A 25101-nucleotide genomic window follows, 5' to 3' on the forward strand; every position below is an offset into this window, starting at 1 on the left:
GGATTACCCCGGCAGCGCCTGTTTTTGCTGTTTCAGATCCTGCTCGATGCTGGTACGCACGTCCTGCGGGATCTTCAGCTCGTCGCCGAGCGCGTTGAGGTAGCTGCGCTCCATAAAGTGATCGATATCGATGGCGGCACAGCTCAGGAAGTACACCTCCAGCGCTTCTTCTTCATTCTGAATGCCGCTGGCGATGCGTTTTGGATCCAGCGGCTGCTCAATGGCCTGCTGGATCAGCACCCGTCCCTGCTGCTCAACGCCAGCCTCACGCAGCTGCTGCTCAATGGCCTGACGCTCCTGGTCGTCGATATGCCCGTCGCTCTTCGCAGCAAATACCAGCGCGAGGATCAGGCGCTCAGTGCGCACGTCCAGCGGCGAATGATGCTGGCCGTAGCCCGGTTCATCCTGATGCGCAGCGCGCACTTTGTCTTTGTACTTATTCCACAGTACGGTGCCCGCCACCGCCCCGCCGCCCATTAGCAGCGCGCTGCCGGCATATTTGGTTAATAGCTTACGCGATGAGGAGTTCGCCACCAGCAGCCCCGCGAGGCCGCCCAACGCGCCGGGCATGTACTTGCTGTAACCCTGTTCTTTGCCGCCGGACTGCTGGGTAGCGGATTTCGCCTGACCCAGAACGGACTGAAGCTGTTTCAACCATTGAGACATCGTTTTTCCCCGTTAATGCATATGTTTAACCGAGGGTAAGTGACCGAGCGTCAAGAAATGTCGGGGTTGAGCAAGGAAGGGAAAATTATTGCCTGCTGACCAGGCAAAGCAGTGTCGCGCCGCCAGGAGGCAGAAACAACACAGGCAGCCGGGGCTGCCTGAGGGTTCAGTGCTGATAGCGGGCGGTGCCTTTGCGGCAGTCGATAGTGACCCGGTACTGAATGTCGGTGTTTTTACCGCGTACCGTCAGCGGCACCTGCCAGGTGTCGTCTTCCCCGCGAACTTCTTTGGGGTTTACCCAGGCAACCGGATCGGCCTGGCCGAGAATGCGCTGGTCATCAGCCCAGCGCGGGATACGGTTTTGCTGATAGTCGCGCTTCACGCTCGACGCGATGGTTGCGGCATCGCTGCCTTCGCAGCGCGGAAAGCTCACATCGTGAGCGGGCGCGGCCAGAGCCGGGGCGCTGCACAGTGCCAGCAGCCCCATAAATAGCGTTCCTGTTTTGATCATGCTGTTCTCCTGTCAGTACGTTCAGAAAAAGCATGGCCGAAAACCTTAGTAACGCCAGTGTCTCTGGTCTGATTATGCCGCTTTGATTGGCTTCACGTCGGCAGAAGGCGCATCAGCGCTGGCCTTTTTACGTGATGCCGGGGCCGCTTTTTCTGACGCGTCGCTCTCCGGCAGCTTGCCGGTTTTGATGATCGCGCTCAGGGCGTCACGCTGCTCGGCCAGCCACATCGCCAGCGCTTCGTTCTGGTCATCTTCCAGCTTCAGCGGGCTCTCCTGTAACCAGTCGCCAAGCACTTCTGCCAGATCGAGCATTTTGTCGTAAGCGTCAGCATCTTTTTTATTGGCAAAAGACATCTTTTCCTCACCTTCGCGGACAACTACATATTTAATTTCAACGGTCATTTTGCAGCCTCGCATCACTGTATTTATATACAGTATAAACCTTCATCGCCCTGTGATGCAACCGTAAAATCACTGCCAACGCAAACGTTTTCGTTTATACTGCGCCGGTCTTTTTTTCACATCAGGATACAGGGTTATGGCTAAGTTGGGTACGGCGCTGCGCCCCGCAGCTACGCGGGTAATGCTTTTGGGATCGGGTGAACTGGGTAAGGAAGTCGCGATTGAGTGTCAGCGCCTGGGCATCGAAGTAATTGCCGTGGATCGCTACCCTGACGCCCCGGCCATGCACGTCGCCCACCGCAGCCATGTCATCAATATGCTTGATGCTGCCGCACTCAAAGCGCTGGTTGAGCAGGAAAAACCGCACTACATCGTGCCGGAGATCGAGGCCATCGCGACCGATATGCTGGTGGAGCTGGAGCAGGCCGGGCAGCACGTCGTACCGACCGCACGCGCCACACAGCTCACCATGAACCGGGAAGGCATTCGTCGTCTCGCGGCTGAAGCGCTGGCGATCCCTACCTCAAGCTATCAGTTTGCCGACAGCGAAAGCGCCTTTCGTGCGGCAGTGGACACCATCGGTCTGCCCTGCATCGTAAAACCGGTGATGAGCTCTTCCGGGAAAGGACAGAGCTTTATCCGTCGCGCAGACCAGCTGGCGCAGGCGTGGGTATACGCGCAACAGGGCGGCCGCGCCGGGGCCGGGCGGGTTATCGTGGAAGGCGTGGTCGATTTCGATTTTGAGATCACCCTGCTCACCGTCAGCGCGGTAGATGGCGTTCATTTCTGCGCGCCGGTGGGCCATCGTCAGGAGGACGGCGACTATCGCGAGTCCTGGCAGCCGCAGCAGATGAGCGAGCTGGCGCTGGCGCGAGCTCAGGAAATGGCGCGAAAAGTCGTTCTGGCGCTCGGTGGCTACGGCCTGTTTGGCGTGGAGCTGTTTATCTGTGGCGATGAAGTCATTTTCAGCGAAGTGTCGCCGCGCCCGCATGATACCGGCATGGTGACCCTGATTTCACAGGATCTCTCCGAGTTCGCATTGCACGTGCGCGCCTTTACCGGGTTGCCGATCGGCGGTATTCGTCAGTATGGCCCCTCCGCGTCCGCCGTCATTCTGCCGCAGCTGACCAGCGATAACCTGACGTACGGGAATCTGGAGCAGGCGCTGGGTGCTAGTGTCCAGCTGCGCCTGTTCGGCAAGCCGGAGATCAACGGCACGCGCCGTCTCGGCGTGGCCCTCGCCGCCGCCGACAGCGTGGAAGAGGCAGTTGTGCGCGCCAGAACGGCTGCCGCGGCCGTGGTGGTGCAGGGATAAAAAAAGCCCGGCTGCATGGCCGGGCTGATGATATTGAGGCGAGTGGCAGATGCCCTCGCCTTTTTTATTACTGCTGCGCGCCAGCGACCGCTTCACGCGCCAGGGTGGTGATGCGATCGTAATCGCCGCTTTCCAGCGCGTCAGCCGGCACCAGCCAGGAGCCGCCGATGCACAGCACGCTTTTCAGCGCCAGGTAATCACGGTAGTTAGCCGGGGAGATACCGCCGGTCGGGCAGAAACGCACCTGGGAGAACGGCCCTGCGATAGCCTGCAGCGCTTTGGTGCCGCCGTTCGCTTCCGCCGGGAAGAATTTGAACTCTTTCAGACCGTAGTCCATGCCCAGCATCAGCTCAGACACGGTGCTGATGCCAGGGATCAGCGGGATGGTGCCTTCGGTAGCCGCTTTCAGCAGCGGTTCGGTGAGGCCCGGACTGATGGCGAACTGTGCACCCGCTTCGGTGACCTCTGCCAGCTGCTTCGCGTTCAGCACGGTGCCCGCGCCGATGATGGCATCCGGCACTTCTTTAGCAATCAGGCGAATCGCTTCCAGCGCGCACTCGGTCCGCAGGGTCACTTCCAGCACGCGCACGCCGCCAGCGACCAGCGCTTTTGCCATCGGTACAGCGTGTTCGAGTTTGTTAATGACGATGACAGGGACAACCGGGCCTGAGGTAAGGATTGCTTCGGCACTTGTTTTCCAGTTTTTCATTCAGATTTACTCCCGCCAGTTTTAATTAATTCATCTGTGTCCGGCGCATCGTTGCGCCGGGAATTATTCAAAAGTAATACAGGTTGCGCCCTGTTCCGCGCCAGATAACTTCTCGCGTAACGCGCCAAACAGCTCACGTCCGGTGCCGACACGCATCGCGCTCAGATCCGGCACAAAGGCTTCACGGGCCGCCAGTTCGGCGTCGTCCACCAGCAGCGTCAGCTCGCCGGTCTGCCCGTTAACGCGAATGAGGTCGCCGTCGCGCACCTTCGCCAGCATCCCGCCGCCGTAGGCTTCAGGCGTGACGTGGATAGCGGAAGGTACCTTACCGGATGCGCCAGAGAGTCGTCCATCGGTAACTAACGCAATTTTGAAACAGCGGTCCAATAATACACCAAGTGGCGGCATGAGTTTATGTAATTCTGGCATCCCGTTCGCTTTTGGCCCCTGATGACGAACCACCACCACGCAATCGCGGTCCAGCAGACCCGCTTCAAAGGCGGGCAGCACGTCGTGCTGGCTTTCGAATACCACCGCCGGGGCTTCAATAATCTGGTTCTCCACCGGCACCGCCGAAGTTTTCATTACCGCGCGCCCGAGGTTGCCGCTCAGCACTTTGGTGCCGCCGTGGCGCGAGAACGGTTTTTCAATGGTGGCGATAATCTCGCTGTCGAGCGAGGCTTCTGCCCCCTCGCGCCAGTCGAGCTGGCCGTTGTTGAGCCACGGCTCCAGGGTATAACGACGCAGGCCAAACCCGGCCACGGTGTTGACGTCCTCGTGCAGTAACCCGCCCTTGAGCAGCTCGCGGATCAACACCGGCACGCCGCCGGCGGCCTGGAAGTGGTTGATGTCCGCGGGGCCGTTGGGATAGAGCCGCGCCATCAGCGGCACCACGTCCGACAGCTCGGAAATGTCATCCCAGTTGATAATGATGCCCGCCGCGCGCGCCATCGCCACCAGGTGCATGGTGTGGTTGGTGGAGCCGCCGGTGGCCAGCAGGGCGACAATGCCGTTAACCACCACTTTTTCATCGACCATTTTGCCGATCGGCATCCACTCATTACCGTTCCCGGTGAGGCGCGTCACCTGGCGTGCCGCTGCGCAGGTCAGCGCTTCGCGCAGTTCGGCATCCGGGTGAACGAACGACGAGCCGGGCAGCTGCATTCCCATAAACTCCACCACCATCTGGTTGGTGTTGGCGGTGCCGTAGAAGGTACAGGTGCCGGGAGCATGGTAGGAAGCGGCTTCCGACTCCAGCAGCGCCATGCGATCCACTTTGCCTTCGGCATAGAGCTGGCGGATACGCACCTTCTCTTTGTTCGGCAGGCCACTGGCCATTGGGCCGGAGGGGATAAAGACCGACGGCAGATGGCCGAAGGAGAACGCAGCCATTGCCAGGCCCGGGACGATTTTGTCGCACACGCCAAGGTAGAGCGCGCCGTCGAACATATTGTGCGACAGGCCGACCGCCGCGGACATGGCGATCACTTCCCGGCTGAGCAGCGACAGCTCCATGCCGTCCTGGCCCTGGGTAACGCCGTCGCACATTGCCGGCACGCCGCCTGCCACCTGCGCCACGGCACCAATCTCATGCAGCGCTTTACGGATGACGTCGGGGTAACGTTCATAGGGCTGATGCGCAGAAAGCATATCGTTGTAGGAGGTGATGATGCCGATGTTGTGGCGCAGCATACTCTTCAGGGAGGCTTTATCGTCCGGCTGGCAGGCAGCAAAGCCGTGGGCCAGGTTACCGCAGGCCAGCGATGCGCGGTGTACCGTGTCGCTCTTCGCCTGTTCGATCCGGGCGAGGTAAGCGCTACGGCTCTTTCGCGAGCGCTCAATAATTCGATTTGTTACGCGTAACATTGAAGGATTCATAAAAGCTCCTGATAAGAGTAGTGCCTCAGGGCGCTGAAATGCAGGCGTAACAGAGAGAGCAACTGCGCTGAAACGCTGTATCCGCGCCCGGCAAGGGCAAAATCGCTTCAGCCAGTGTAATGAAAAAAGCCCTGCTGGTGAATCCAGTCAGGGCCTTAAATTTGTAAATCAGGAGTCAACCTGCGTCAGATCATGTTACCGGTAAAATGGTAACCTGATGCAGCGGGGTTATTCGAACTCGTTCCAGGAACGGCCGTCGCGGGTAATCATGGCAACGGATGCCACCGGGCCCCAGGTGCCGGCCTGATACGGCTTCGGTGCGTCGTTGTCCGCCGCCCAGGCCTCGGTGATGGAGTCAACCCACTTCCACGCCTCTTCCACTTCGTCACGGCGAACAAACAGCGCCTGGATACCGCGCATGGTTTCCAGCAGCAGACGCTCGTAGGCGTCGGCGAGGTGCGTTTCGTTGAAGGTTTCGGAGTAGCTCAGATCGAGCTTGGTGATCTGCAGGTTATGCTTGTGGTCCAGACCCGGCACCTTGTTCAGCACCTGGATGTCCACGCCTTCGTCCGGCTGCAGGCGAATGGTGAGCTTGTTCTGCGGCAGATCCTGCCATGACTCTTTAAACAGGTTCAGCTCCGGGGTTTTGAAATAGACCACGACTTCAGAGCATTTGGTCGGCAGACGTTTCCCGGTACGCAGGTAGAACGGCACACCGGCCCAGCGCCAGTTGTCGATGTCCACGCGGATCGCCACGAAAGTTTCGGTGTTGCTGGACTTGTTCGCGCCCTCTTCTTCCAGATAACCCGGTACTTTTTTGCCCTGGGCAAAGCCGGCGGAGTACTGACCGCGCACGGTTTTTTCGCGCACGTTGGTGCGATCGATGCGGCGCAGGGATTTCAGCACCTTCACTTTTTCATCGCGAATGCTGTCGGCGGTCAGATCAGACGGCGGCGACATGGCAATCATGCACAGGATCTGCAGCAGGTGGTTCTGGATCATATCGCGCATCTGCCCGGCCTGGTCGAAATAGCCCCAGCGCCCTTCGATACCCACCTCTTCCGCCACGGTGATTTCCACGTGGTCGATGGTGCGGTTATCCCAGTTATTAACGAACAGGGAGTTGGCAAAGCGCAGCGCCAGCAGGTTGAGCACCGTCTCTTTACCGAGATAGTGGTCGATACGGTAGACCTGGCACTCTTCAAAGAACTCGCCCACCTGGTCGTTGATTTCCCGGGAGGTATCCAGCGAGGTGCCGAGCGGTTTTTCCATTACCACGCGCGCCGGCTTGGCGTTCAGCTTCGCTTCGCCAAGCCCCTTGCAGATGGCGCCGAAGGTGCTCGGGGGCATGGCGAAATAGTTAATGGTGACGCGGTTTTTCTGGTCCAGCATCTCACCCAGGCGGGAAAAGGCAGAAACGTCATTCACATCGAGATTGCAGAAGTCGAGACGGCCGCTCAGGGTGTCCCACAGCGCTTCGTCAATCTTCTCTTTCATGAAGGTTTCCAGCGCTTCACGCACTACTTTGGTATAGGCTTCTTTATCCCAGTCGGCGCGCCCCACTCCCAGAATGCGGGTCTCCGGGTGGATCTGACCGGCTTTTTCCAGCTGATACAGGGATGGCAACAGTTTACGGCGCGCCAGGTCGCCTTTCGCCCCGAAAATGACCAGGTCACATGCCTGAGCCGTCTGCGTTACCGCCATATCATTCTCCTCGTTTCGGATTTGCAGGTCTTCTTGCCAGACCCTGCTTGTAATTTTATTACGCAGCACTCTACTGCTTTTGCCCGTTTCACGAAACCTTTAGCACGTGGCGTAAGGTGCGTTATTGCCGTTGCGTGGATCTCACCGGACGCATGGCAGCAAGCGCGAACTGCAGGTGCTGATAAAATGAACGCGACGGCACAGGAAAAGTCGATGTTGATCAAGTTATGAAAAAAAACAACAACATTCCCGTGACTGACTTTCCCCTGCTGTGCCATCGCGGAGTATATTCGGGCATTCGCCTCACGGTTTTACCACGTTGTAGAACCGCTTACCTCGCTGAGTTATACGCAAATCATGAATATGCTGGAAAAGATCCAGAGCCATCTGGAATACCTTAGCAAATCAGAACGTAAAGTGGCCGAAGCGATTCTGGCTTCCCCTTCAAGCGCCATTCACTCAAGCATCGCGACCCTCGCCAGCGAGGCCGGCGTGAGCGAGCCGACGGTGAACCGCTTTTGCCGCAGCCTCGACACCCGTGGCTTTCCCGATTTTAAACTACATCTGGCGCAAAGTCTGGCAAACGGCACCCCGTATGTGAATCGCAACGTCGATGAAGACGACAGCGTGGAGGCCTACACCGGCAAGATTTTCGAATCGGCAATGGCGAGCCTCGACCAGGTGCGCCAGGCGCTGGATATGTCGGCGGTGAACCGCGCGGTGGATATGCTGACCCAGGCCAAGAAGATCGCCTTTTTCGGGCTGGGTTCGTCGGCGGCGGTGGCTCACGATGCGATGAATAAGTTTTTCCGCTTCAACGTGCCGGTCGTCTATTCCGATGACATCGTGGTGCAGCGCATGAGCTGTATGAACTGCAGCGACGACGACGTGGTGGTGTTGATCTCCCACACCGGGCGCACCAAAAGCCTGGTGGAGCTGGCACGGCTGGCGCGCGAAAGCGATGCGATGGTGCTGGCGATTACGTCGGAAGGCTCACCGCTGGCGCGGGAAGCGACGCTGGCGCTGCTGCTGGATGTCCCGGAAGACACCGACATCTATATGCCGATGGTGTCTCGTCTGGCTCAGCTGACGGTAATTGACGTGCTGGCTACCGGTTTTACTCTGCGCCGCGGGGCAAAATTCCGGGATAACTTGAAGCGAGTCAAGGAAGCGCTTAAAGAATCGCGCTTTGATAAGACGCTGCATATCCCCGGCGAACGCGACTAATTTTTTATAACAAAGCTGTAACTTATTCATACATTCGGTTATGGTCACTCTCTTTGCCCCAGCGGCAGTTTGAGTCACCCCCTTTTATATTCACGCAACGCCTAAGTTGTTTCAGTCAACGGAGTAATACATGTCCAGACGGCTTCGCAGAACCAAAATCGTCACCACATTAGGCCCGGCTACTGATCGCGATAACAACCTCGAAAAAATCATCGCTGCGGGTGCTAACGTTGTTCGTATGAACTTTTCCCACGGCACCCCGGAAGATCATCAGTTGCGCGCAGACAAAGTGCGTGAAATCGCCGCGAAACTGGGCCGCCACGTCGCGATCCTTGGCGACCTTCAGGGGCCAAAAATTCGTGTTTCTACCTTTAAAGAAGGCAAAGTCTTCCTCAATATCGGCGACAAGTTCCTGCTCGATGCCAACCTGGGCAAAGGCGAAGGCGATAAAGAGAAAGTCGGCATCGACTATAAAGGCCTGCCAGCCGACGTGGTGCCAGGCGACATTCTGCTGCTCGATGATGGCCGCGTACAGCTGAAGGTACTGGAAGTGAATGGCATGCGCGTGTTTACCGAAGTGACCGTCGGCGGCCCGCTCTCCAACAACAAGGGCATCAACAAGCTCGGCGGCGGTCTCTCCGCAGAAGCGCTGACCGAAAAAGATAAAGCCGACATCATCACCGCCGCGAAAATCGGCGTCGATTACATGGCCGTCTCCTTCCCGCGCTGCGGCGAAGACCTCAACTATGCTCGCCGTCTGGCGCGCGACGCCGGTTGCGATGCCATGATCTGCGCCAAAGTTGAGCGTGCGGAAGCAGTGTGCAGCGACGAGGCGATGGACGACATCATTCTGGCCTCTGACGTGGTGATGGTCGCCCGTGGGGATCTCGGCGTGGAAATCGGTGACCCGGAGCTGGTGGGCATTCAGAAGACCCTGATCCGTCGCGCCCGCAAGCTGAACCGCGCGGTGATCACCGCCACCCAGATGATGGAGTCGATGATCACGAACCCGATGCCGACCCGCGCCGAAGTGATGGACGTGGCAAACGCCGTGCTGGATGGTACCGATGCAGTGATGCTCTCAGCCGAAACGGCCGCCGGGCAGTATCCGGCCGAAACCGTGGCGGCAATGGCGCGCGTCTGCCTGGGTGCCGAGAAGATCCCGAGCATCAACGTCTCCAAGCATCGTCTCGACGTGCAGTTCGACAATGTGGAAGAAGCCATCGCCATGTCGGCGATGTATGCCGCCAACCACCTGAAGGGCGTGAGCGCCATCATTACCATGACCGAATCAGGCCGTACCGCGCTGATGACCTCACGTATCAGCTCCGGCCTGCCGATCTTCGCCATGTCGCGTCACGAGCGCACCCTGAGCCTGACCGCGCTGTACCGCGGCGTGACCCCGGTGTACTTCGATAACGCGAACGACGGCGTGGTCGCTGCGCAGGATGCGGTCAATCTGCTGCGCGACAAAGGCTACCTGGTGTCGGGCGACCTGGTGATCGTCACTCAGGGTGACGTAATGGGTACCATTGGCACCACCAACACCACCCGCATTCTGACCGTCGAGTAACCGGCCTCTGGCAATAAAAAAGCCCTCATCGCGAGGGCTTTTTTCATTTGGCGCTTTTGCCCCATAGATCTTTGCGCTTGTACGGCTGGATCTCGCCCTCCTTACGGGTTTTCAGCAGCTTCAGGATCCAGGTGTACTGCTCGGGGTTCGGGCGCACGAAAATCTCCACTTCCTCATTCATGCGCCGGGCGATAGTGTGGTCATCCGCATCAATGAGATCGTCCATCGGCGGACGCACGTAGATTTCCAGCTGGTGGGTTTTGCTGTTGTAGACCGGGAACAGCGGCAGCACGCGAGCGCGACACACTTTCATCAGGCGGCCAATTGCCGGCAGCGTGGCTTTGTAGGTGCCGAAGAAATCGACAAACTCGCTCTGCTCCGGGCCGTGATCCTGGTCGGGCAGATAGTAACCCCAGTAACCAGCGCGCACCGAGCTGATAAACGGCTTGATGCCGTCGTTACGCGCGTGGAGCCTGCCACCAAAGCGCAGGCGCACTTTATTCCACACGTAGTCGAACACCGGGTCGCCCTGGTTGTGGAACATGCCGGCAACCGGATAGCCGCTGGCGGCCATCAGCATCGCCGGAATATCGATGCTCCAGGCGTGCGGCACCAGGAAAATCACTTTTTCATTGGTGCGCTGCATCTCATCAATGATCTCGCGACCGTGCCAGACGATGCGCGGCATCACTTTATCTGCGCCGCGGATCGCCATCTCGGCGGTCAGGGCCATCGCCTGGGGTGCCGTGGCAAACATCTCATCGACGATCGCTTCGCGCTGGCTTTCCGGCATATCCGGGAAGCAATACAGCAGGTTTATCTGTGCACGACGGCGGGCGCTTTTACCCAGCCGACCGCCCAGCCGTCCGAGTTTCGCCAGCAGCGGATCGCGCACTGACGGCGGCAGCATCGCTACGGCAGCGATCGCGCCAACGCCCGCCCAGGAGCCCCAGAAGCGAGGATGAAGAAAAGCACGGTCAAAGGTGGGAATGTACTCGTTTACGTTTTTTTTAGTTTCCATACGCCTTCTCGGGCCAGAATGTAGCCACTACTACCGGGAATAAATTATCAGACATTGTAGCGGCGGGCGGCGGGTCAGACAAAAAGAAAAGCCGGCATCAGGCGATGCCGGCTGTCAATTGCGCAGCGGTTAATCGAATCGCAGCTGCGGCGTAACTTCGCGGGTTTTCGCCAGGTAGTCGCGACGATCCGAGCCGGTAAGCCCTTCGGTACGCGGCAGCTTCGCGGTCAGCGGGTTCACCGCCTGCTGGTTGATCCAGATTTCATAGTGCAGGTGCGGCCCGGTTGAGCGTCCGGTGTTACCCGACAGCGCAATGCGATCGCCGCGTTTCACTTTCTGGCCCGGTTTCACCAGCAGCTTTCTCAGATGCATGTAGCGCGTGGTGTAGGTACGACCGTGACGGATAGCCACGTAGTAACCGGCTCCGCCGCTGCGTTTTGCCACCAGCACTTCGCCATCACCCACTGCCAGCACCGGCGTGCCCTGCGGCATGGCGAAATCGACGCCCTTATGCGGAGCGATTCGGCCAGTCACCGGGTTAACGCGGCGCGGGTTGAAGTTGGACGAGACGCGGAACTGTTTTGCAGTCGGGAAGCGCAGGAAGCCTTTCGCCAGACCAGAGCCGTTGCGATCGTAGAACTTACCGTCATCGGCGCGCACCGCGTAGTAGTCTTTGCCGTCAGAGCGCAGACGCACGCCCACCAGCTGGCTCTGCTCGCGCTTACCGTCGAACATCTCGCGCGACATCAGCACGGCGAACTGGTCGCCTTTCTTCAGCTTGCGGAAGTCCATCTGCCACTGCATGGATTTGATCACCGCGCTGATTTCTGAGCTGGTCAGGCCGGCATCGCGGGCGCTGCTGACAAAGCTTGAGCCAACGGTGCCTTTGAAGACGTTGTTTACCCAGTCGCCCTGCTGCATTTCGCTACTCATTTTGAAGCCGGTAGCCGTGCGGTCGTAGGTGCGGGTTTCGCGGCGGGAGAGTTCCCAGGTGAGGCGCTGAAGTTCGCCGTTGTCGGTCAACGTCCAGGAGATCTGCTGGCCGATTTTCAGGTTACGCAGATCTTTATCGACGGTGGCGAGCTGGCTGATCTCCCCCATGTCGATACCGTACTGATTGAGCACGCTGCTCAGGGTATCGCCGGTGGAGACCACATATTCATGAACCCCTGCTTCGCCGGCGGTTTTATCGTCCAGTTCATCCTGCGGGATGGCGTCGTCTTCCGGCGGCGCCTGGTCGATAGGTTCACTGGCTTCCGGCAGCAGAGAGCGAATGTCGTTCTGCTCAAGCTCAATCGCCTTAACGATTGGCGCGGATTCAGGGTGATAAACGTAGGGTCGCCAGACGGCGACCGCAAGTGTAAGAACAGTAAGTGACCCCAGCATAACGCGGTGGGGTCGAGGCAGATTGTTAAATGCCAGGGCGACAGAGCGGGCTATCTGTTGCACGTATTCACTTCCTCGTTAATCTCCTTTCAGGCAGCTCGCATACTGGTTCGATAGTTGAGTCAGGAACTGCATATAGCTCGCTTTGCTCACACCGATGGCTGTTCCCAGTGGATCCAGAGTACCCATTCGCACCTGCGTTCCTCTGGCAACGGCTTCAACGACCGCTGGCCTGAATTGCGGTTCAGCAAAAACGCATTCGGCTTTGTGCTGAACCAGCTGTGTTCTGATTTCATGTAAACGCTGCGCACCGGGTTGGATTTCGGGATTTACCGTGAAATGCCCGAGGGAAGACAGCCCGAAATGTTTTTCGTAGTAGCCATAGGCGTCATGAAAAACGAAGTACCCTTTCCCTTTCAGCGGTGCGAGCACGCGACCAACCTGCTCATCGGTTCGGGCTAATTCAGCCTCGAATTCTTTCAGGTTGGCGTCCAGTTTGGCTCGACGTTGCGGCATAAGTTCCACTAATTTATCGTGGATTGCAACCGCAGAGGCTTTTGCGATTTCAGGCGAAAGCCAGATATGCATGTTATATTCACCATGATGATGATGTTCTTCCTCATCTTCACCATCATGATGCTCGTGCTCATCGTCGTGCGCTCCTTTCATGAGTAGCGGTTTCACCGCAGGAAGTTCCGCCAGAGCGATTTGTTTTTGCTCAGGTATGTGAACCACCGCCTTTTCCATGAAGGCTTCCATTTCCGGGCCGATCCAGACGACTAAGTCCGCGCCCTGCAAGCGTTTTACATCTGACGGGCGCAGTGCATAATCATGCTCGGATGCGCCATCGGGAAGCAGGACTTCGGTGTCGGTAACGCCGTCAGCAATGGCGGCGGCGATAAAGCCCACGGGCTTAAGCGAAGCGACAACAGCCGCATCAGCATTGAGTGCAACACCACCGGTAAGCGCCGCGCCGAGCGCCGCGCAAAGAAGCGTATTTTTATGTAACATAATGCGTCTTTTCATCTTCATCAGTGCGGGGGGTGTGATATTATAACATCCGCTGACTTGTGCAATGTTTAAATTCCTATGACGAATCTGGTTGAACTCGAAAAAGTCTCTGTAGTATTCGGTCAACGCCGTGTCCTCTCTGACGTCTCACTGAAATTAACGCCGGGCAAAATCCTCACCCTTCTGGGGCCAAACGGAGCCGGAAAATCCACGCTGGTACGCGTCGTGCTGGGACTGGTAGCACCCCATTCGGGGGTTATCAAGCGGGGTCCGCAGCTGCGCATCGGTTACGTGCCGCAAAAGCTGCACCTTGATGCCACCCTGCCGCTCACGGTAAGTCGGTTTATGCGTCTGCGCCCCGGTACCCGCAAAGCCGACATCCTCCCTGCCCTGAAACGCGTGCAGGCCGGCCATCTGGTGGATGCGCCGATGCAAAAACTCTCCGGCGGGGAAACCCAGCGTGTGCTGCTGGCGCGTGCGCTGCTGAACAGCCCGCAGTTGCTGGTGCTGGACGAGCCAACTCAGGGGGTGGACGTCAACGGGCAGGTGGCGCTCTACGATCTCATCAACCAGCTGCGCCAGGAGCTTAACTGCGCGGTGCTGATGGTCTCCCACGATCTGCATCTGGTGATGGCGAAAACCGACGAGGTGCTGTGTCTGAACCAGCACATCTGCTGCTCCGGTACGCCGGAAGTGGTGTCCATGCATCCGGAGTTCATCTCCATGTTCGGGCCGCGCGGCGCTGAACAGCTCGGCATCTACCGCCATCACCACAATCACCGCCACGATCTGGAAGGTCGTATTATTCTGCGCAGAGGAAATGGTCACTCATGATTGAATTACTGTTACCCGGCTGGCTGGCCGGGATCATGCTCGCGTGCGCGGCGGGTCCGCTTGGCTCATTTGTGGTCTGGCGTCGCATGTCCTATTTCGGCGATACCCTGGCGCACGCCTCGCTGCTGGGCGTCGCTTTCGGCCTGCTGCTGAACGTCAATCCGTTCTATGCGGTGATTGCCGTTACCCTGCTGCTGGCCGGTGGGCTGGTGTGGCTGGAAAAGCGTCCGCATCTGGCCATCGACACCCTGCTCGGGATTATGGCCCACAGCGCCCTGTCGCTCGGCCTGGTGGTGGTGAGCCTGATGTCGAACATCCGCGTTGATCTGATGGCCTACCTGTTTGGTGACCTGCTGTCGGTGACGCCGGACGATCTGCTCGCCATCGGCTGCGGTGTAGTTGTGGTGCTGGGCATTCTGTTCTGGCAGTGGCGCAGCCTGCTGGCCATGACCATCAGCGCGGATCTGGCGTTTGTGGATGGCGTGAAGCTGCAGCGGGTGAAACTGCTGCTGATGCTGGTAACCGCGCTGACCATCGGCGTGGCGATGAAATTCGTCGGGGCGCTGATCATCACCTCGCTGCTGATTATTCCTGCTGCCACCGCGCGCCGCTTTGCGCGCACGCCGGAGCAGATGGCGGGCATTGCGGTAGGGATCGGCATGGTCGCGGTTACCGGTGGCCTCACCTTCTCCGCCTTCTACGACACCCCTGCCGGGCCGTCGGTGGTGCTGTGTGCAGCCCTGATGTTTATCTTCAGCATGATGAAGAAAAGCGCGGTCTGAGCCGCAGAGACAAAAAAGCCCCGGTTAACCGGGGCTTTTTTTATGGCATCGCCGGGGGCGTGATGCCGAAGTGGTTCCAGGCGCGGACGGTCGCCATACGTCCACGCGGGGTGCGCTGCAGGAAGCCCTGCTGGATCAGATAGGGTTCGAGCACGTCCTCAATGGTATCGCGCTCTTCGCCGATAGCGGCGGCGAGGTTATCCAGCCCCACCGGCCCGCCAAAGAACTTATCAATCACCGCCAGCAGCAACTTGCGATCCATATAGTCAAACCCTTCCGCATCGACGTTAAGCATATCCAGCGCCGCCGCCGCCACTTCGTGGGAGATGTCGCCGTTGTGGCGCACTTCAGCGAAATCGCGCACGCGGCGCAGCAGGCGGTTGGCGATACGCGGCGTACCGCGGGAACGACGCGCCACTTCCAGCGCGCCCTCTTCGCTCAGCTCCAGCCCAAGATAGCGGGCGCTGCGGCTGACGATGTGGCGCAAATCTTCAATCTGATAAAACTCCAGCCGCTGGACGATGCCAAAACGGTCGCGCAGCGGCGAGGTCAGCGAGCCGGCGCGGGTGGTGGCGCCAATCAGGGTAAACGGCGGCAAATCGATTTTAATCGAGCGCGCCGCCGGCCCTTCGCCGATCATGATATCGAGTTGATAATCTTCCATCGCCGGGTAGAGCACCTCCTCCACCACCGGCGACAGACGATGAATTTCATCGATGAACAGCACGTCGTGCGGCTCAAGGTTGGTGAGCATCGCCGCCAGATCGCCGGCTTTCTCCAGCACCGGGCCTGAGGTGGTGCGCAGGTTAACGCCCATTTCGTTGGCCACGATATTCGCCAGCGTGGTTTTTCCCAGCCCCGGCGGGCCAAAAATCAGCAGGTGATCGAGCGCATCGCCACGCAGTTTCGCCGCCTGGATAAAAATTTCCATCTGCGAGCGCACCTGCGGCTGGCCGACATACTCCTCCAGCAGCTTCGGGCGAATCGCACGGTCAGCGACCTCTTCGGCGGTAATACTGCCCGGGGCGACCAGGCGGTCTGCTTCAATCATCCTTTACCTCACAACGCGGCGCGGAGCGCTTCACGAATCAGTGTCTCGCTGTCTGCATCAGGACGCGCGATTTTGCTCACCATACGGCTGGCTTCCTGAGGTTTATAACCCAGGGATACCAGGGCAGCAACCGCTTCTGCTTCGGCGTCGTCTACCGCCGGGCTGGCCGGTGACGTCAGCACCAGATCTGCCGCTGGCGTGAAGAGATCGCCGTGCAACCCTTTGAAGCGGTCTTTCATCTCCACCACCAGACGCTCGGCGGTTTTTTTACCGATGCCGGGCAGCTTAACCAGTGCGGCAGGCTCTTCACGTTCCACGGCGTTCACAAACTGCTGGGCCGACATCCCGGAGAGGATCGCCAGCGCCAGCTTCGGGCCTACGCCGTTGACTTTGATCAGCTCGCGGAACAGGGTGCGTTCTTGCTTGTTATTAAACCCGAACAGCAGCTGGGCATCTTCGCGCACTACAAAATGGGTAAAGATCACCGCCTCGCTGCCCAGCTCCGGCAGCTCATAGAAACAGGTCATCGGCATATGCACTTCATAACCAACGCCTGATGCTTCCAGCAGCACCAGCGGCGGCTGCTTCTCAATAATGGTGCCTCGTAATCTGCCTATCACAATGCGCTCCTGCGTTTCGCGGCAAAAAGTTGCCCGTATCATATAAAAAAGGCTGGATAAACATCCAGCCTTAATTTTACCGCAGCCGCCCCCGGGCCAGATTAAGCCGCGTTTCGCTTATCTGGGCCAGATTCTGGCTGAGATGACAATGGGTAATGGCGATGGCCAGCGCATCCGCGGCATCCGCCTGCGGGTTCGCCGGCAGCTTGAGCAGGGTGCGCACCATGTGCTGCACCTGGCTTTTGTCGGCCCCGCCGGTGCCAACCACCGTCTGCTTTACCTGACGCGCGGCGTATTCAAATACCGGCAGATCCTGATTCACCGCCGCCACAATCGCCACCCCGCGCGCCTGGCCGAGCTTCAGCGCCGAGTCGGCGTTTTTTGCCATAAACACCTGCTCAATGGCGAAATAATCCGGTTGAAACTGGGTGATAATTTCACTGACGCCAGCGTAAATCAGCTTCAGGCGGGACGGTAAATCGTCAACTTTGGTGCGGATGCAGCCGCTACCAAGGTAGCTGAGCTGCCGTCCGACCTGGCGGATCACACCGTAACCGGTGATGCGTGAGCCCGGGTCGATACCCAGAATAATCGCCATCACGCCTCTCCCGTTACGCTATTGGTGAACGTACCCATTACAGCGTGGCTGCGACCTCGTCAGAGATCTCACCGTTGTGATACACCTCTTGCACGTCGTCACAGTCTTCGAGCATGTCGATGAGACGCAGCAGTTTCGGTGCGGTTTCCGCATCCATGTCAGCTTTGGTTGACGGGATCATGGTGACTTCAGCGTTGTCGGCCTTCAGACCTGCCGCTTCCAGCGCATCTTTCACCGCGCCCATCTCTTCCCAGGCGGTGTAAACGTCAATCGCGCCGTCGTCGTAGGTCACGACGTCTTCCGCACCGGCTTCCAGCGCCGCTTCCATGATGGTGTCTTCATCGCCCGCTTCGAAGGAGATCACGCCCTTCTTGCTGAACAGATACGCCACGGAGCCGTCAGTGCCGAGGTTGCCGCCGGTTTTGGTGAAGGCATGACGCACTTCCGCCACGGTACGGTTGCGGTTATCGGACAGACACTCGACCATCACGGCGGTGCCGCCCGGGCCGTAACCTTCATAGATGATGGTTTCCATGTTCGCGTCTTCATCACCGCCGACGCCGCGCGCGATAGCGCGGTTCAGGGTGTCACGCGTCATGTTGTTGGAGAGCGCTTTATCGATGGCCGCACGCAGACGCGGGTTAGAGCCGGCGTCGCCGCCGCCCAGACGCGCAGCGGTCACCAGCTCGCGAATGATTTTGGTAAAGATCTTACCGCGTTTGGCATCCTGTGCCGCTTTGCGGTGTTTGGTGTTGGCCCATTTACTATGACCTGCCATAAAAAATATCTCCAGAAAGCTCGCCGTTCAGGCGTCGTTAATCACAAATTCTTCAATCGCCTGCCGGTTGCTCCACGATTTGGTGAGCGCGGCGGCGTCCGCGGCGTCCACCCAGCGGTAGGTCAGATGTTCGGTAAAGACAATCTGCCGCTCGTGGGGCAGCGCAAGACGGAACCAGTATTCCGTGTTGCGCTTAACGCCCGGCGCGTAGCGATGACGCAAATGAGTAAAGATTTCGAATTCCACCGTGCGCTGACAGTCGACCAGGCTCAGCGGCTCCTGCGCCACATCAATCGCGACCTCTTCCATTACTTCACGCGCGGCGGCCTGCAACGCGGTCTCCCCCGCTTCCAGGCTGCCGGTAACCGACTGCCAGAACTCGGGATCGTCGCGTCGCTGTAACATCAGCACCCGTTTCGTATCTTCGGCATAGATGACCACCAGTACCGAAACGGGTTGCTTATACTGCATATTACTTATTCTCCGGGGACTCTTTTTTGATCACCTGAATACCCAACTCGCCGAGGGAGGCCGGATTCGCGAAGCTTGGTGCTTCGGTCATCAGGCACGCCGCCGCGGTGGTTTTCGGGAAGGCGATGACGTCACGGATGTTATCAGTACCGGTCAGCAGCATGGTCAGGCGATCCAGACCAAACGCCAGGCCCGCATGCGGCGGGGTACCGAATTTCAGGGCGTCGAGCAGGAAGCCGAACTTCTCGCGCTGCTCCTGCTCGTTGATGCCGAGAATACCGAATACCGTCTGCTGCATGTCGCCGCGGTGAATACGCACGGAACCGCCGCCCACTTCGTAGCCGTTGATCACCATATCGTAAGCGTTAGCCACCGCCTCTTCCGGCGCGGCTTTCAGCTCGTCGGCCGTCATGTCTTTCGGCGCGGTGAACGGATGGTGCATGGCGCTCAGGCCGCCTTCGCCGTCCTCTTCGAACATCGGGAAGTCAACCACCCACAGCGGCGCCCATTTGGCTTCGTCGGTCAGGCTGAGATCTTTCCCCAGCTTCAGGCGCAGCGCGCCCAGCGCATCGGCAACCACTTTTTTCTTGTCGGCGCCGAAGAAGATCATGTCGCCGTCCTGCGCACCAGTGCGCTCAAGGATAGCCTCGACGATGTCTGCGTTGAGGAATTTCGCCACCGGGCTGGTGATGCCTTCAAGACCTGCTGCGCGCTCATTAACCTTGATGTACGCCAGGCCTTTCGCGCCGTAGATCTCAATAAACTTGCCGTAGTCGTCAATCTGCTTGCGGCTCAGCTGGGCACCGCCCGGCACGCGCAGCGCGGCAACGCGGCCTTTCGGATCGTTAGCCGGGCCGGAGAAGACTTTGAATTCCACCGCGGTAAGCAGGTCGGAGACATCCACCAGCTCCAGCGGGTTCCGCAGGTCCGGCTTGTCAGAACCGTAGCGGCGCTCGGCTTCGGCGAAGGTCATGATCGGGAACTGGCCCAGGTCCACGCCTTTAATCTCAAGCCACAGCTTGCGAATCAGATCTTCCATCACTTCACGCACCTGCGGCGCGGTCATGAAGGAGGTCTCAACGTCGATCTGGGTGAATTCCGGCTGGCGGTCAGCGCGCAGGTCTTCATCGCGGAAGCATTTTACGATCTGATAGTAGCGATCGAAGCCGGACATCATCAGCAGCTGCTTGAACAGCTGCGGGGACTGCGGCAGCGCGTAGAATTTACCTTTGTGCACGCGGGACGGCACCAGGTAGTCGCGCGCGCCTTCCGGGGTCGCTTTGGTCAGCATCGGGGTTTCGATGTCGAGGAAGCCGTGGTCATCCATAAAGCGGCGCACGAAGCTGGTGATTTTAGCACGCGCTTTCAGGCGCTGGGCCATTTCCGGGCGGCGCAGATCCAGGTAGCGGTACTTGAGACGCGCTTCTTCAGAGTTGACCTGGTTGGAGTCAAGCGGCAGCGGCTCGGCGCGGTTGATGATGGTCAGATCGGTGGCGAACACTTCCACTTCACCGGTCGCCATGTCGCGATTCATGTTTTTTTCATCACGGGCACGTACGGTGCCGGTAATCTGAATGCAGAACTCATTACGCAGTTCAGAGGCGAGCTTGAACGCATCCGCGCGATCCGGGTCGAAAAACACCTGCACGATACCTTCGCGGTCGCGCATGTCGATGAAAATAAGGCTACCGAGATCGCGACGACGGTTGACCCAACCAGACAGAGTCACCTGCTGCCCCACGTGGGACAGTCGGAGCTGCCCGCAATATTCTGTACGCATGAGATATCCCTTAACTTAGCCACAGGCCGTTTGCCGCCTGGCTTACAGGCGCCACTGTCGCAGCTTTAGCTGAATGTCACTACTGATGAAAAAAGGCGGCTATTATACTGGAAATTCCAGTCCACGATAAGTCCGCAGCCACACGGTAGCGCGTTTGCTGCGCGTCTTATTGCGCATTCTCACAAAAATTAACAAATTTAGTAAACAGCAATACCTTATAAAACGCGTAAGGTACTCAGCTCACAACAAAAAAGAGGGAGTGACGATGTCCGATTTTAATCCTGCAACTACCGCGCTGGTAGTGATTGACCTTCAGGAAGGCATTTTACCGTTCGCCGGTGGGCCGCACAGCGCCGACGACGTGGTCTCCCGTACCGCGCAGCTGGCCGATAAATTTCGCGCCCACGCCGCGCCGGTGGTGCTGGTGCGCGTAGGCTGGTCGGCGGATTTCGGTGATGCGCTCAGACAGCCGGTTGACGCGCCGATGGGCGGCCACGCGCTGCCGGACAACTGGTGGACGTACCCCCAGGCGCTGGGCAACCGCGACAGCGATATTGAAGTCACCAAACGCCAGTGGGGCGCGTTTTACGGCACCGATCTCGAGCTGCAGCTGCGCCGTCGCGGGATCGACACCATCGTGCTGTGCGGGATCTCCACCAATATCGGCGTCGAATCCACAGCGCGTAACGCCTGGGAGCTGGGTTTCAACCTGATTGTGGTGGAAGATGCGTGCAGCGCCGCGGATGCGGAACAGCATCAGGGCAGTATGACCCATATCTTCCCGCGCATCGGTAAAGTCCGTAGCACCGCGGAGCTGCTGGCGGCGCTATGAGTGCCGCCCCGCGCGTCTGGATCGGATTGCCGCAGTGGTCGCACCCGAAATGGGTGCGGCTCGGCATTACCGGTCTCGAAGAGTATGCCCGCCACTTTAACTGTGTGGAGGGCAACACCACGCTCTACGCGCTGCCAAAGGCGGAGATTGTGGCGCGCTGGCATGCCCAGACCGATGACAACTTCCGCTTCTGCTTTAAGTTTCCGGCCACCATTTCCCACCAGGCGGCACTGCGCAACTGCGAGGCGCTGACACAGGAGTTCTTTACCCGTCTTGACCCGCTGGCCGGGCGCATCGGTCAGTACTGGCTGCAGCTTCCGGCCACCTTTGGGCCACGAGATTTGCCGGCGCTGTGGGCGTTTCTTGATGGGCTGCCCGGCGCGTTCAGTTATGGGGTGGAAGTCCGCCATCGGGCGTTTTTCACCAAAGGCGAGGAAGAGCGGGCGCTCAACCGCGGGCTGTACGCGCGCGGAGTTAACCGGGTGATCCTCGACAGCCGCCCGGTACACGCCGCCAATCCACACAGCGAGGCGATCCGCGAGGCGCAGCGCAAAAAACCGGTATTGCCGGTGCATGCGGTAGTTACCGCCAGCCATCCGATGGTGCGCTTTATCGGCAGCGACAACATGACGCAAAACGTCGAGCTGTTTGACGTCTGGCTGCGCAAGCTGGCCCTGTGGACGCAGACCACCACGCCGTATCTGTTTCTGCACACGCCGGATATCGCCCAGGCACCGGAGCTGGTGCATACCCTGTGGCCCGCGCTGCGTCAGCATCTGCCCTCGCTCGGCCCGGAGCCGGCCATCCCCGCCCAGGATTCTCTTTTCTGACGACTAGCGACAGCGCGTAATGTGCACGCTATCATAGCCCCCGCATCCACCCTGGCTGTTAAACGGAGTTTCTATGGTAAGCGCGCTTTATGCCGTGCTTGGCGCTCTGCTGTTGGTTAAGTTTTCAATTGATGTACTGCGCCTGCGCAGCCAGTACCGCGTCAGCTACGGCGACGGTGGTTTTAGCGAGCTGCAAAGCGCCCTGCGCATTCAGAGCAACGCGATGGAGTACATTCCCCTCGCCCTGGTGCTGCTGCTGTTTATGGAGATGAACGGCGCGTTCACCTGGATGGTGCACGTCTGCGGACTGCTGCTGATTGCCGGCCGGCTGATGCAGTACTACGGTTATCAGCATCACCTGATCGGCTGGCGTCGCTCCGGCCTGAGCGCCACGCTGTGCGCGCTGTTGCTGATGGTGCTGACTAACCTCTGGTATATGCCGTGGGAGTTGGTTTTCTCGTTACGTTAGCGCACAATACGCCCCTTTTGTTTTTCGCAGGATTACGCCATGTCCAATCGCGACACGCTATTTTCCGCACCCATCGCCCGTCTCGGCGACTGGACCTTTGATGAACGGGTAGCGGAAGTCTTCCCCGATATGATCCAGCGCTCGGTGCCGGGTTATTCCAATATCATTTCCATGATCGGGATGCTGGCGGAGCGCTTCGTTACCCCGGCAAGCCAGGTGTATGACCTCGGCTGCTCGCTGGGCGCGGCGACGCTGTCGGTGCGGCGCAACATTCATCATGACGGCTGCAAAATCATTGCCGTGGACAACTCTCCGGCGATGGTGGAGCGCTGCCGTCGTCATCTCGACGCCTTCAAAGCGCAGACCCCGGTCGAGGTTATCGAAGCCGATATTCGCGACGTGCCGATTGAAAACGCCTCGCTGGTGGTACTCAACTTTACGCTGCAGTTCCTCGCCCCGGACGACCGCCTGACGCTGTTAACCCGCATCTGTGCCGGGCTGAAGCCGGGCGGTGCGCTGGTGCTGTCGGAAAAATTCAGCTTTGAAGACGCCACCGTCGGCGAACTGCTGTTCGACATGCACCACGACTTCAAGCGTGCCAACGGCTACAGCGAGCTGGAGATCAGCCAGAAACGCAGCATGCTGGAGAACGTGATGCTCACCGATTCGGTGGAAGCGCACAAAGCGCGTCTGCATCAGGCCGGCTTCGCCCACAGCGAACTCTGGTTCCAGTGCTTTAACTTTGGTTCGCTGGTGGCGCTGAAAGGCGGAGCGCGCGCATGATCGACTTCGGAAAATTTTATCAGCAGATTGCTGTGGGTCCGCTGGCGGGCTGGCTGGAAACCCTGCCGGCCCAGCTCGGGGAGTGGCAGCGTGAGGCGCTGCACGGCCAGTTCCGCCTGTGGATGAAGTCGGTGGGACACCTGCCGGAACTGACCCCGCATCACCTCGACCTGCTGCACAGCGTTACCGCTGACGCAGCGCAGCCGCTGAGCGAAGGTCAGGTACAGCGCATCGACACCCTGATGCGTAACCTGATGCCGTGGCGCAAGGGGCCGTATTCCCTCTACGGCGTGGATATCGACACCGAATGGCGCTCTGACCTGAAGTGGGATCGCGTACTGCCGCACATTCAGCCGCTGACGGGCCGCACCATTCTCGATGTCGGCTGCGGCAGCGGGTATCACCTCTGGCGCATGATCGGTGCCGGGGCGAAACTGGCGGTGGGCATCGATCCGATGCAGCTGTTCCTGTGCCAGTTCGAGGCGGTGCGTAAACTGCTGGGCGACGACCAGCGGGCGCACATGCTGCCGCTGGGTATTGAGCAGCTTCCGGCGCTCGCCGCGTTCGATACCGTTTTCTCAATGGGCGTGCTCTATCATCGCCGCTCGCCGCTGGATCACCTCTGGCAGCTGAAAAACCAGCTGGTCAGCGAAGGGGAACTGGTGCTGGAGACGCTGGTGGTAGAAGGTGACGAGCACCGCGTGCTGGTGCCGGGTGACCGCTATGCGCAGATGCGCAACGTCTACTTTATTCCGTCCGCGCTGGCGCTGAAAAACTGGCTGGAGAAGTGTGGTTTTGTGGATGTCACCATCGCCGATCACTGCTACACCACCACCGAAGAGCAGCGCCGCACCGACTGGATGAAGACCGAATCGCTGGCCGATTTCCTCGACCCGCAGGACAGTCTGAAAACCATCGAAGGCTACCCCGCCCCGCTGCGCGCCGTGCTCACCGCGCGCAAACCCTGACGCATCGATAAAAAAAGCCCCGGCAAAAGACCGGGGCCTGGTACGAGCAAGCATCATATGGGCGACATGATGCGCGGTAAAAATCGTCAGGCGTTCAGGAAACAGGCCGCGTCAGTGCGGCTTTCATCGCGGCGACGCTTTCGGCGTCAACCTCGTAGCGGGCATATTCATCCGCACTGGCATCCGCTGACATCGATACCCCGGCGTGGCGATAGCGCATCGGCGAGGAAGTGTAGCGTCCTGCGGAACTGTGGAGTTCATCCACGCCCGCAGCGATAAAGGTTTCCAGATTGTTCAGCCGTACGCCTGCACCGGCCATAATGATTGGAGCACGGGATCGGTGCTTTAGTTCCGTAATTAATGAAATACCTTGCTCTGCGCTTGCCTGCTGGCCCGAAGTTAAGATCCGCGCCACGCCGAGATCGGTCAGTTCTTCCAGTGCAATCATCGGGTTAGCACACATATCGAAGGCGCGATGGAAGGTGACCGCCATGCCTGGCGCGGCGCGCATCACCGCCTGCATTTTTTGCCGATCCACCCCGCCATCCTCATTCAGTATCCCAGTCACCAGCCCCGGAAAGCCCAGATCGCGAATAAAGGCGATATCGTCGAGCATGGTGTTCAACTCCGCCTGGCTGTAGCAGAAATCACCGCCGCGCGGACGCACGATGGGATGCACCGGGATAGTGACGTTATGCCTGACGCCCTTCAGCACGCCCGCCGACGGCGTCAGGCCGCCCTCTTTTGGCGCGCTGCACAGTTCGATGCGATCGGCACCCGCCTGTTCGGCGGTGATGGCACACGTCATGCCGTAACAACATATCTCAAGCAAAGCCATTGTTTTCTCCTGCAAAACCTTTTCAGTTGTCGCCTTTTCCCGGCGTGCTAGTCTGAGTTATCAC

At 59.1% G+C, this 25101-nt stretch carries 26 protein-coding genes; 10 read left to right on the forward strand and 16 right to left on the reverse strand.

The features are described 5' to 3' along the window. Positions 1–3: 3 nt before the first annotated feature. The 3 genes from KFZ77_RS11645 to KFZ77_RS11655 form a co-directional block, all read right to left on the reverse strand. A complete protein-coding gene (locus tag KFZ77_RS11645) occupies positions 4–666 on the reverse strand; it encodes a tellurite resistance TerB family protein (protein WP_264384281.1) in 663 nt (220 codons plus the stop codon). A gap of 166 nt (positions 667–832) precedes the next feature. Further along, the gene (gene yebF, locus KFZ77_RS11650) at positions 833–1174 is read right to left on the reverse strand and encodes a protein YebF (RefSeq protein ID WP_406678807.1); all 342 of its coding nucleotides are present in this window, start codon (positions 1172–1174) and stop codon (positions 833–835) included. A 75-nt stretch (positions 1175–1249) separates the two neighbouring features. Then, the gene (locus KFZ77_RS11655) at positions 1250–1579 is read right to left on the reverse strand and encodes a YebG family protein (RefSeq protein WP_264384283.1); all 330 of its coding nucleotides are present in this window, start codon (positions 1577–1579) and stop codon (positions 1250–1252) included. 136 nt (positions 1580–1715) lie between these two features. Between KFZ77_RS11655 and purT the strand changes: the two genes are divergently transcribed. Beyond that, on the forward strand, positions 1716–2894 hold the full coding sequence (gene purT / locus KFZ77_RS11660) for a formate-dependent phosphoribosylglycinamide formyltransferase (protein ID WP_264384284.1): 1179 nt from the start codon (positions 1716–1718) through the stop codon (positions 2892–2894). Positions 2895–2961: 67 nt separating this feature from the next. On the opposite strand, the gene KFZ77_RS11665 is transcribed toward purT, so the two are convergent. The 3 genes from KFZ77_RS11665 to zwf all read right to left on the reverse strand — a co-directional run bounded on the left by KFZ77_RS11665 (position 2962) and on the right by zwf (position 7185). Continuing rightward, the gene (locus tag KFZ77_RS11665) at positions 2962–3603 is read right to left on the reverse strand and encodes a bifunctional 4-hydroxy-2-oxoglutarate aldolase/2-dehydro-3-deoxy-phosphogluconate aldolase (protein ID WP_031521227.1); all 642 of its coding nucleotides are present in this window, start codon (positions 3601–3603) and stop codon (positions 2962–2964) included. Positions 3604–3666: 63 nt separating this feature from the next. Then, positions 3667–5481, reverse strand: coding sequence for a phosphogluconate dehydratase (gene edd / locus KFZ77_RS11670; protein WP_264384285.1), 1815 nt, complete (start codon positions 5479–5481; stop codon positions 3667–3669). Between the two features lie 228 nt (positions 5482–5709). Further along, entirely contained in the window at positions 5710–7185 is a 1476-nt protein-coding gene (gene zwf, locus KFZ77_RS11675; protein ID WP_264384286.1) for a glucose-6-phosphate dehydrogenase, read from the reverse strand. 357 nt (positions 7186–7542) lie between these two features. Between zwf and KFZ77_RS11680 the strand changes: the two genes are divergently transcribed. Both KFZ77_RS11680 and pyk read left to right on the forward strand, forming a co-directional pair. Beyond that, complete coding sequence (locus KFZ77_RS11680) at positions 7543–8412, forward strand: MurR/RpiR family transcriptional regulator (protein ID WP_031521222.1); 870 nt, start codon at positions 7543–7545, stop codon at positions 8410–8412. Positions 8413–8542: 130 nt separating this feature from the next. Then, a complete protein-coding gene (gene pyk / locus KFZ77_RS11685; RefSeq protein ID WP_264384287.1) occupies positions 8543–9985 on the forward strand; it encodes a pyruvate kinase in 1443 nt (480 codons plus the stop codon). Between the two features lie 43 nt (positions 9986–10028). On the opposite strand, the gene lpxM is transcribed toward pyk, so the two are convergent. From lpxM to znuA, 3 genes are all read right to left on the reverse strand, one after another. Further along, a complete protein-coding gene (gene lpxM, locus KFZ77_RS11690) occupies positions 10029–11006 on the reverse strand; it encodes a lauroyl-Kdo(2)-lipid IV(A) myristoyltransferase (protein WP_264384288.1) in 978 nt (325 codons plus the stop codon). A 129-nt stretch (positions 11007–11135) separates the two neighbouring features. After that, entirely contained in the window at positions 11136–12455 is a 1320-nt protein-coding gene (mepM, locus tag KFZ77_RS11695; protein WP_264384289.1) for a murein DD-endopeptidase MepM, read from the reverse strand. Between the two features lie 15 nt (positions 12456–12470). After that, positions 12471–13403, reverse strand: coding sequence for a zinc ABC transporter substrate-binding protein ZnuA (gene znuA, locus KFZ77_RS11700; protein WP_072001995.1), 933 nt, complete (start codon positions 13401–13403; stop codon positions 12471–12473). Positions 13404–13481: 78 nt separating this feature from the next. Here znuA and znuC point away from each other — a divergent pair, with 78 nt between their 5' ends. Both znuC and znuB read left to right on the forward strand, forming a co-directional pair. Beyond that, entirely contained in the window at positions 13482–14237 is a 756-nt protein-coding gene (znuC, locus tag KFZ77_RS11705; protein ID WP_031521213.1) for a zinc ABC transporter ATP-binding protein ZnuC, read from the forward strand. Further along, a complete protein-coding gene (gene znuB, locus KFZ77_RS11710) occupies positions 14234–15019 on the forward strand; it encodes a zinc ABC transporter permease subunit ZnuB (protein WP_264384290.1) in 786 nt (261 codons plus the stop codon). Before znuC ends, znuB begins: the two co-directional genes overlap by 4 nt. A gap of 40 nt (positions 15020–15059) precedes the next feature. On the opposite strand, the gene ruvB is transcribed toward znuB, so the two are convergent. From ruvB to aspS, 6 genes are all read right to left on the reverse strand, one after another. Then, the gene (gene ruvB / locus KFZ77_RS11715; RefSeq protein WP_031521211.1) at positions 15060–16070 is read right to left on the reverse strand and encodes a Holliday junction branch migration DNA helicase RuvB; all 1011 of its coding nucleotides are present in this window, start codon (positions 16068–16070) and stop codon (positions 15060–15062) included. A gap of 8 nt (positions 16071–16078) precedes the next feature. Then, entirely contained in the window at positions 16079–16690 is a 612-nt protein-coding gene (ruvA, locus tag KFZ77_RS11720) for a Holliday junction branch migration protein RuvA (protein WP_031521210.1), read from the reverse strand. A gap of 76 nt (positions 16691–16766) precedes the next feature. Next, the gene (gene ruvC / locus KFZ77_RS11725) at positions 16767–17288 is read right to left on the reverse strand and encodes a crossover junction endodeoxyribonuclease RuvC (RefSeq protein WP_031521209.1); all 522 of its coding nucleotides are present in this window, start codon (positions 17286–17288) and stop codon (positions 16767–16769) included. Positions 17289–17325: 37 nt separating this feature from the next. Then, positions 17326–18066: a YebC/PmpR family DNA-binding transcriptional regulator gene (locus tag KFZ77_RS11730; RefSeq protein WP_031521208.1), complete on the reverse strand. Its 741-nt coding sequence runs from the start codon at positions 18064–18066 to the stop codon at positions 17326–17328. Positions 18067–18093: 27 nt separating this feature from the next. Further along, entirely contained in the window at positions 18094–18537 is a 444-nt protein-coding gene (gene nudB / locus KFZ77_RS11735) for a dihydroneopterin triphosphate diphosphatase (RefSeq protein ID WP_264384291.1), read from the reverse strand. A 1-nt stretch (position 18538) separates the two neighbouring features. Continuing rightward, positions 18539–20317 carry an aspartate--tRNA ligase gene (gene aspS / locus KFZ77_RS11740; RefSeq protein ID WP_264384292.1) on the reverse strand — a complete coding sequence of 593 codons (1779 nt, stop codon included), beginning with the start codon at positions 20315–20317 and terminating at the stop codon, positions 18539–18541. A 265-nt stretch (positions 20318–20582) separates the two neighbouring features. Here aspS and KFZ77_RS11745 point away from each other — a divergent pair, with 265 nt between their 5' ends. From KFZ77_RS11745 to cmoB, 5 genes are all read left to right on the forward strand, one after another. After that, positions 20583–21149, forward strand: coding sequence for a hydrolase (locus tag KFZ77_RS11745; RefSeq protein WP_264384293.1), 567 nt, complete (start codon positions 20583–20585; stop codon positions 21147–21149). Then, positions 21146–21979: a DUF72 domain-containing protein gene (locus KFZ77_RS11750; RefSeq protein WP_264384294.1), complete on the forward strand. Its 834-nt coding sequence runs from the start codon at positions 21146–21148 to the stop codon at positions 21977–21979. Before KFZ77_RS11745 ends, KFZ77_RS11750 begins: the two co-directional genes overlap by 4 nt. Positions 21980–22052: 73 nt before the next feature. Next, positions 22053–22448 (forward strand): MAPEG family protein, encoded by a 396-nt coding sequence (locus KFZ77_RS11755; protein ID WP_031521201.1) that lies wholly within the window; start codon positions 22053–22055, stop codon positions 22446–22448. Between the two features lie 39 nt (positions 22449–22487). After that, positions 22488–23231: a carboxy-S-adenosyl-L-methionine synthase CmoA gene (gene cmoA, locus KFZ77_RS11760; protein ID WP_264384295.1), complete on the forward strand. Its 744-nt coding sequence runs from the start codon at positions 22488–22490 to the stop codon at positions 23229–23231. Next, positions 23228–24199 (forward strand): tRNA 5-methoxyuridine(34)/uridine 5-oxyacetic acid(34) synthase CmoB, encoded by a 972-nt coding sequence (gene cmoB / locus KFZ77_RS11765; protein ID WP_264384296.1) that lies wholly within the window; start codon positions 23228–23230, stop codon positions 24197–24199. Before cmoA ends, cmoB begins: the two co-directional genes overlap by 4 nt. Positions 24200–24293: 94 nt before the next feature. On the opposite strand, the gene cutC is transcribed toward cmoB, so the two are convergent. Beyond that, positions 24294–25037 (reverse strand): copper homeostasis protein CutC, encoded by a 744-nt coding sequence (gene cutC, locus KFZ77_RS11770; protein WP_264384297.1) that lies wholly within the window; start codon positions 25035–25037, stop codon positions 24294–24296. Positions 25038–25101 lie beyond the last annotated feature (64 nt).

It is taken from the genome of Siccibacter colletis (genome assembly GCF_025914095.1).
GTDB lineage: Bacteria > Pseudomonadota > Gammaproteobacteria > Enterobacterales > Enterobacteriaceae > Siccibacter > Siccibacter colletis.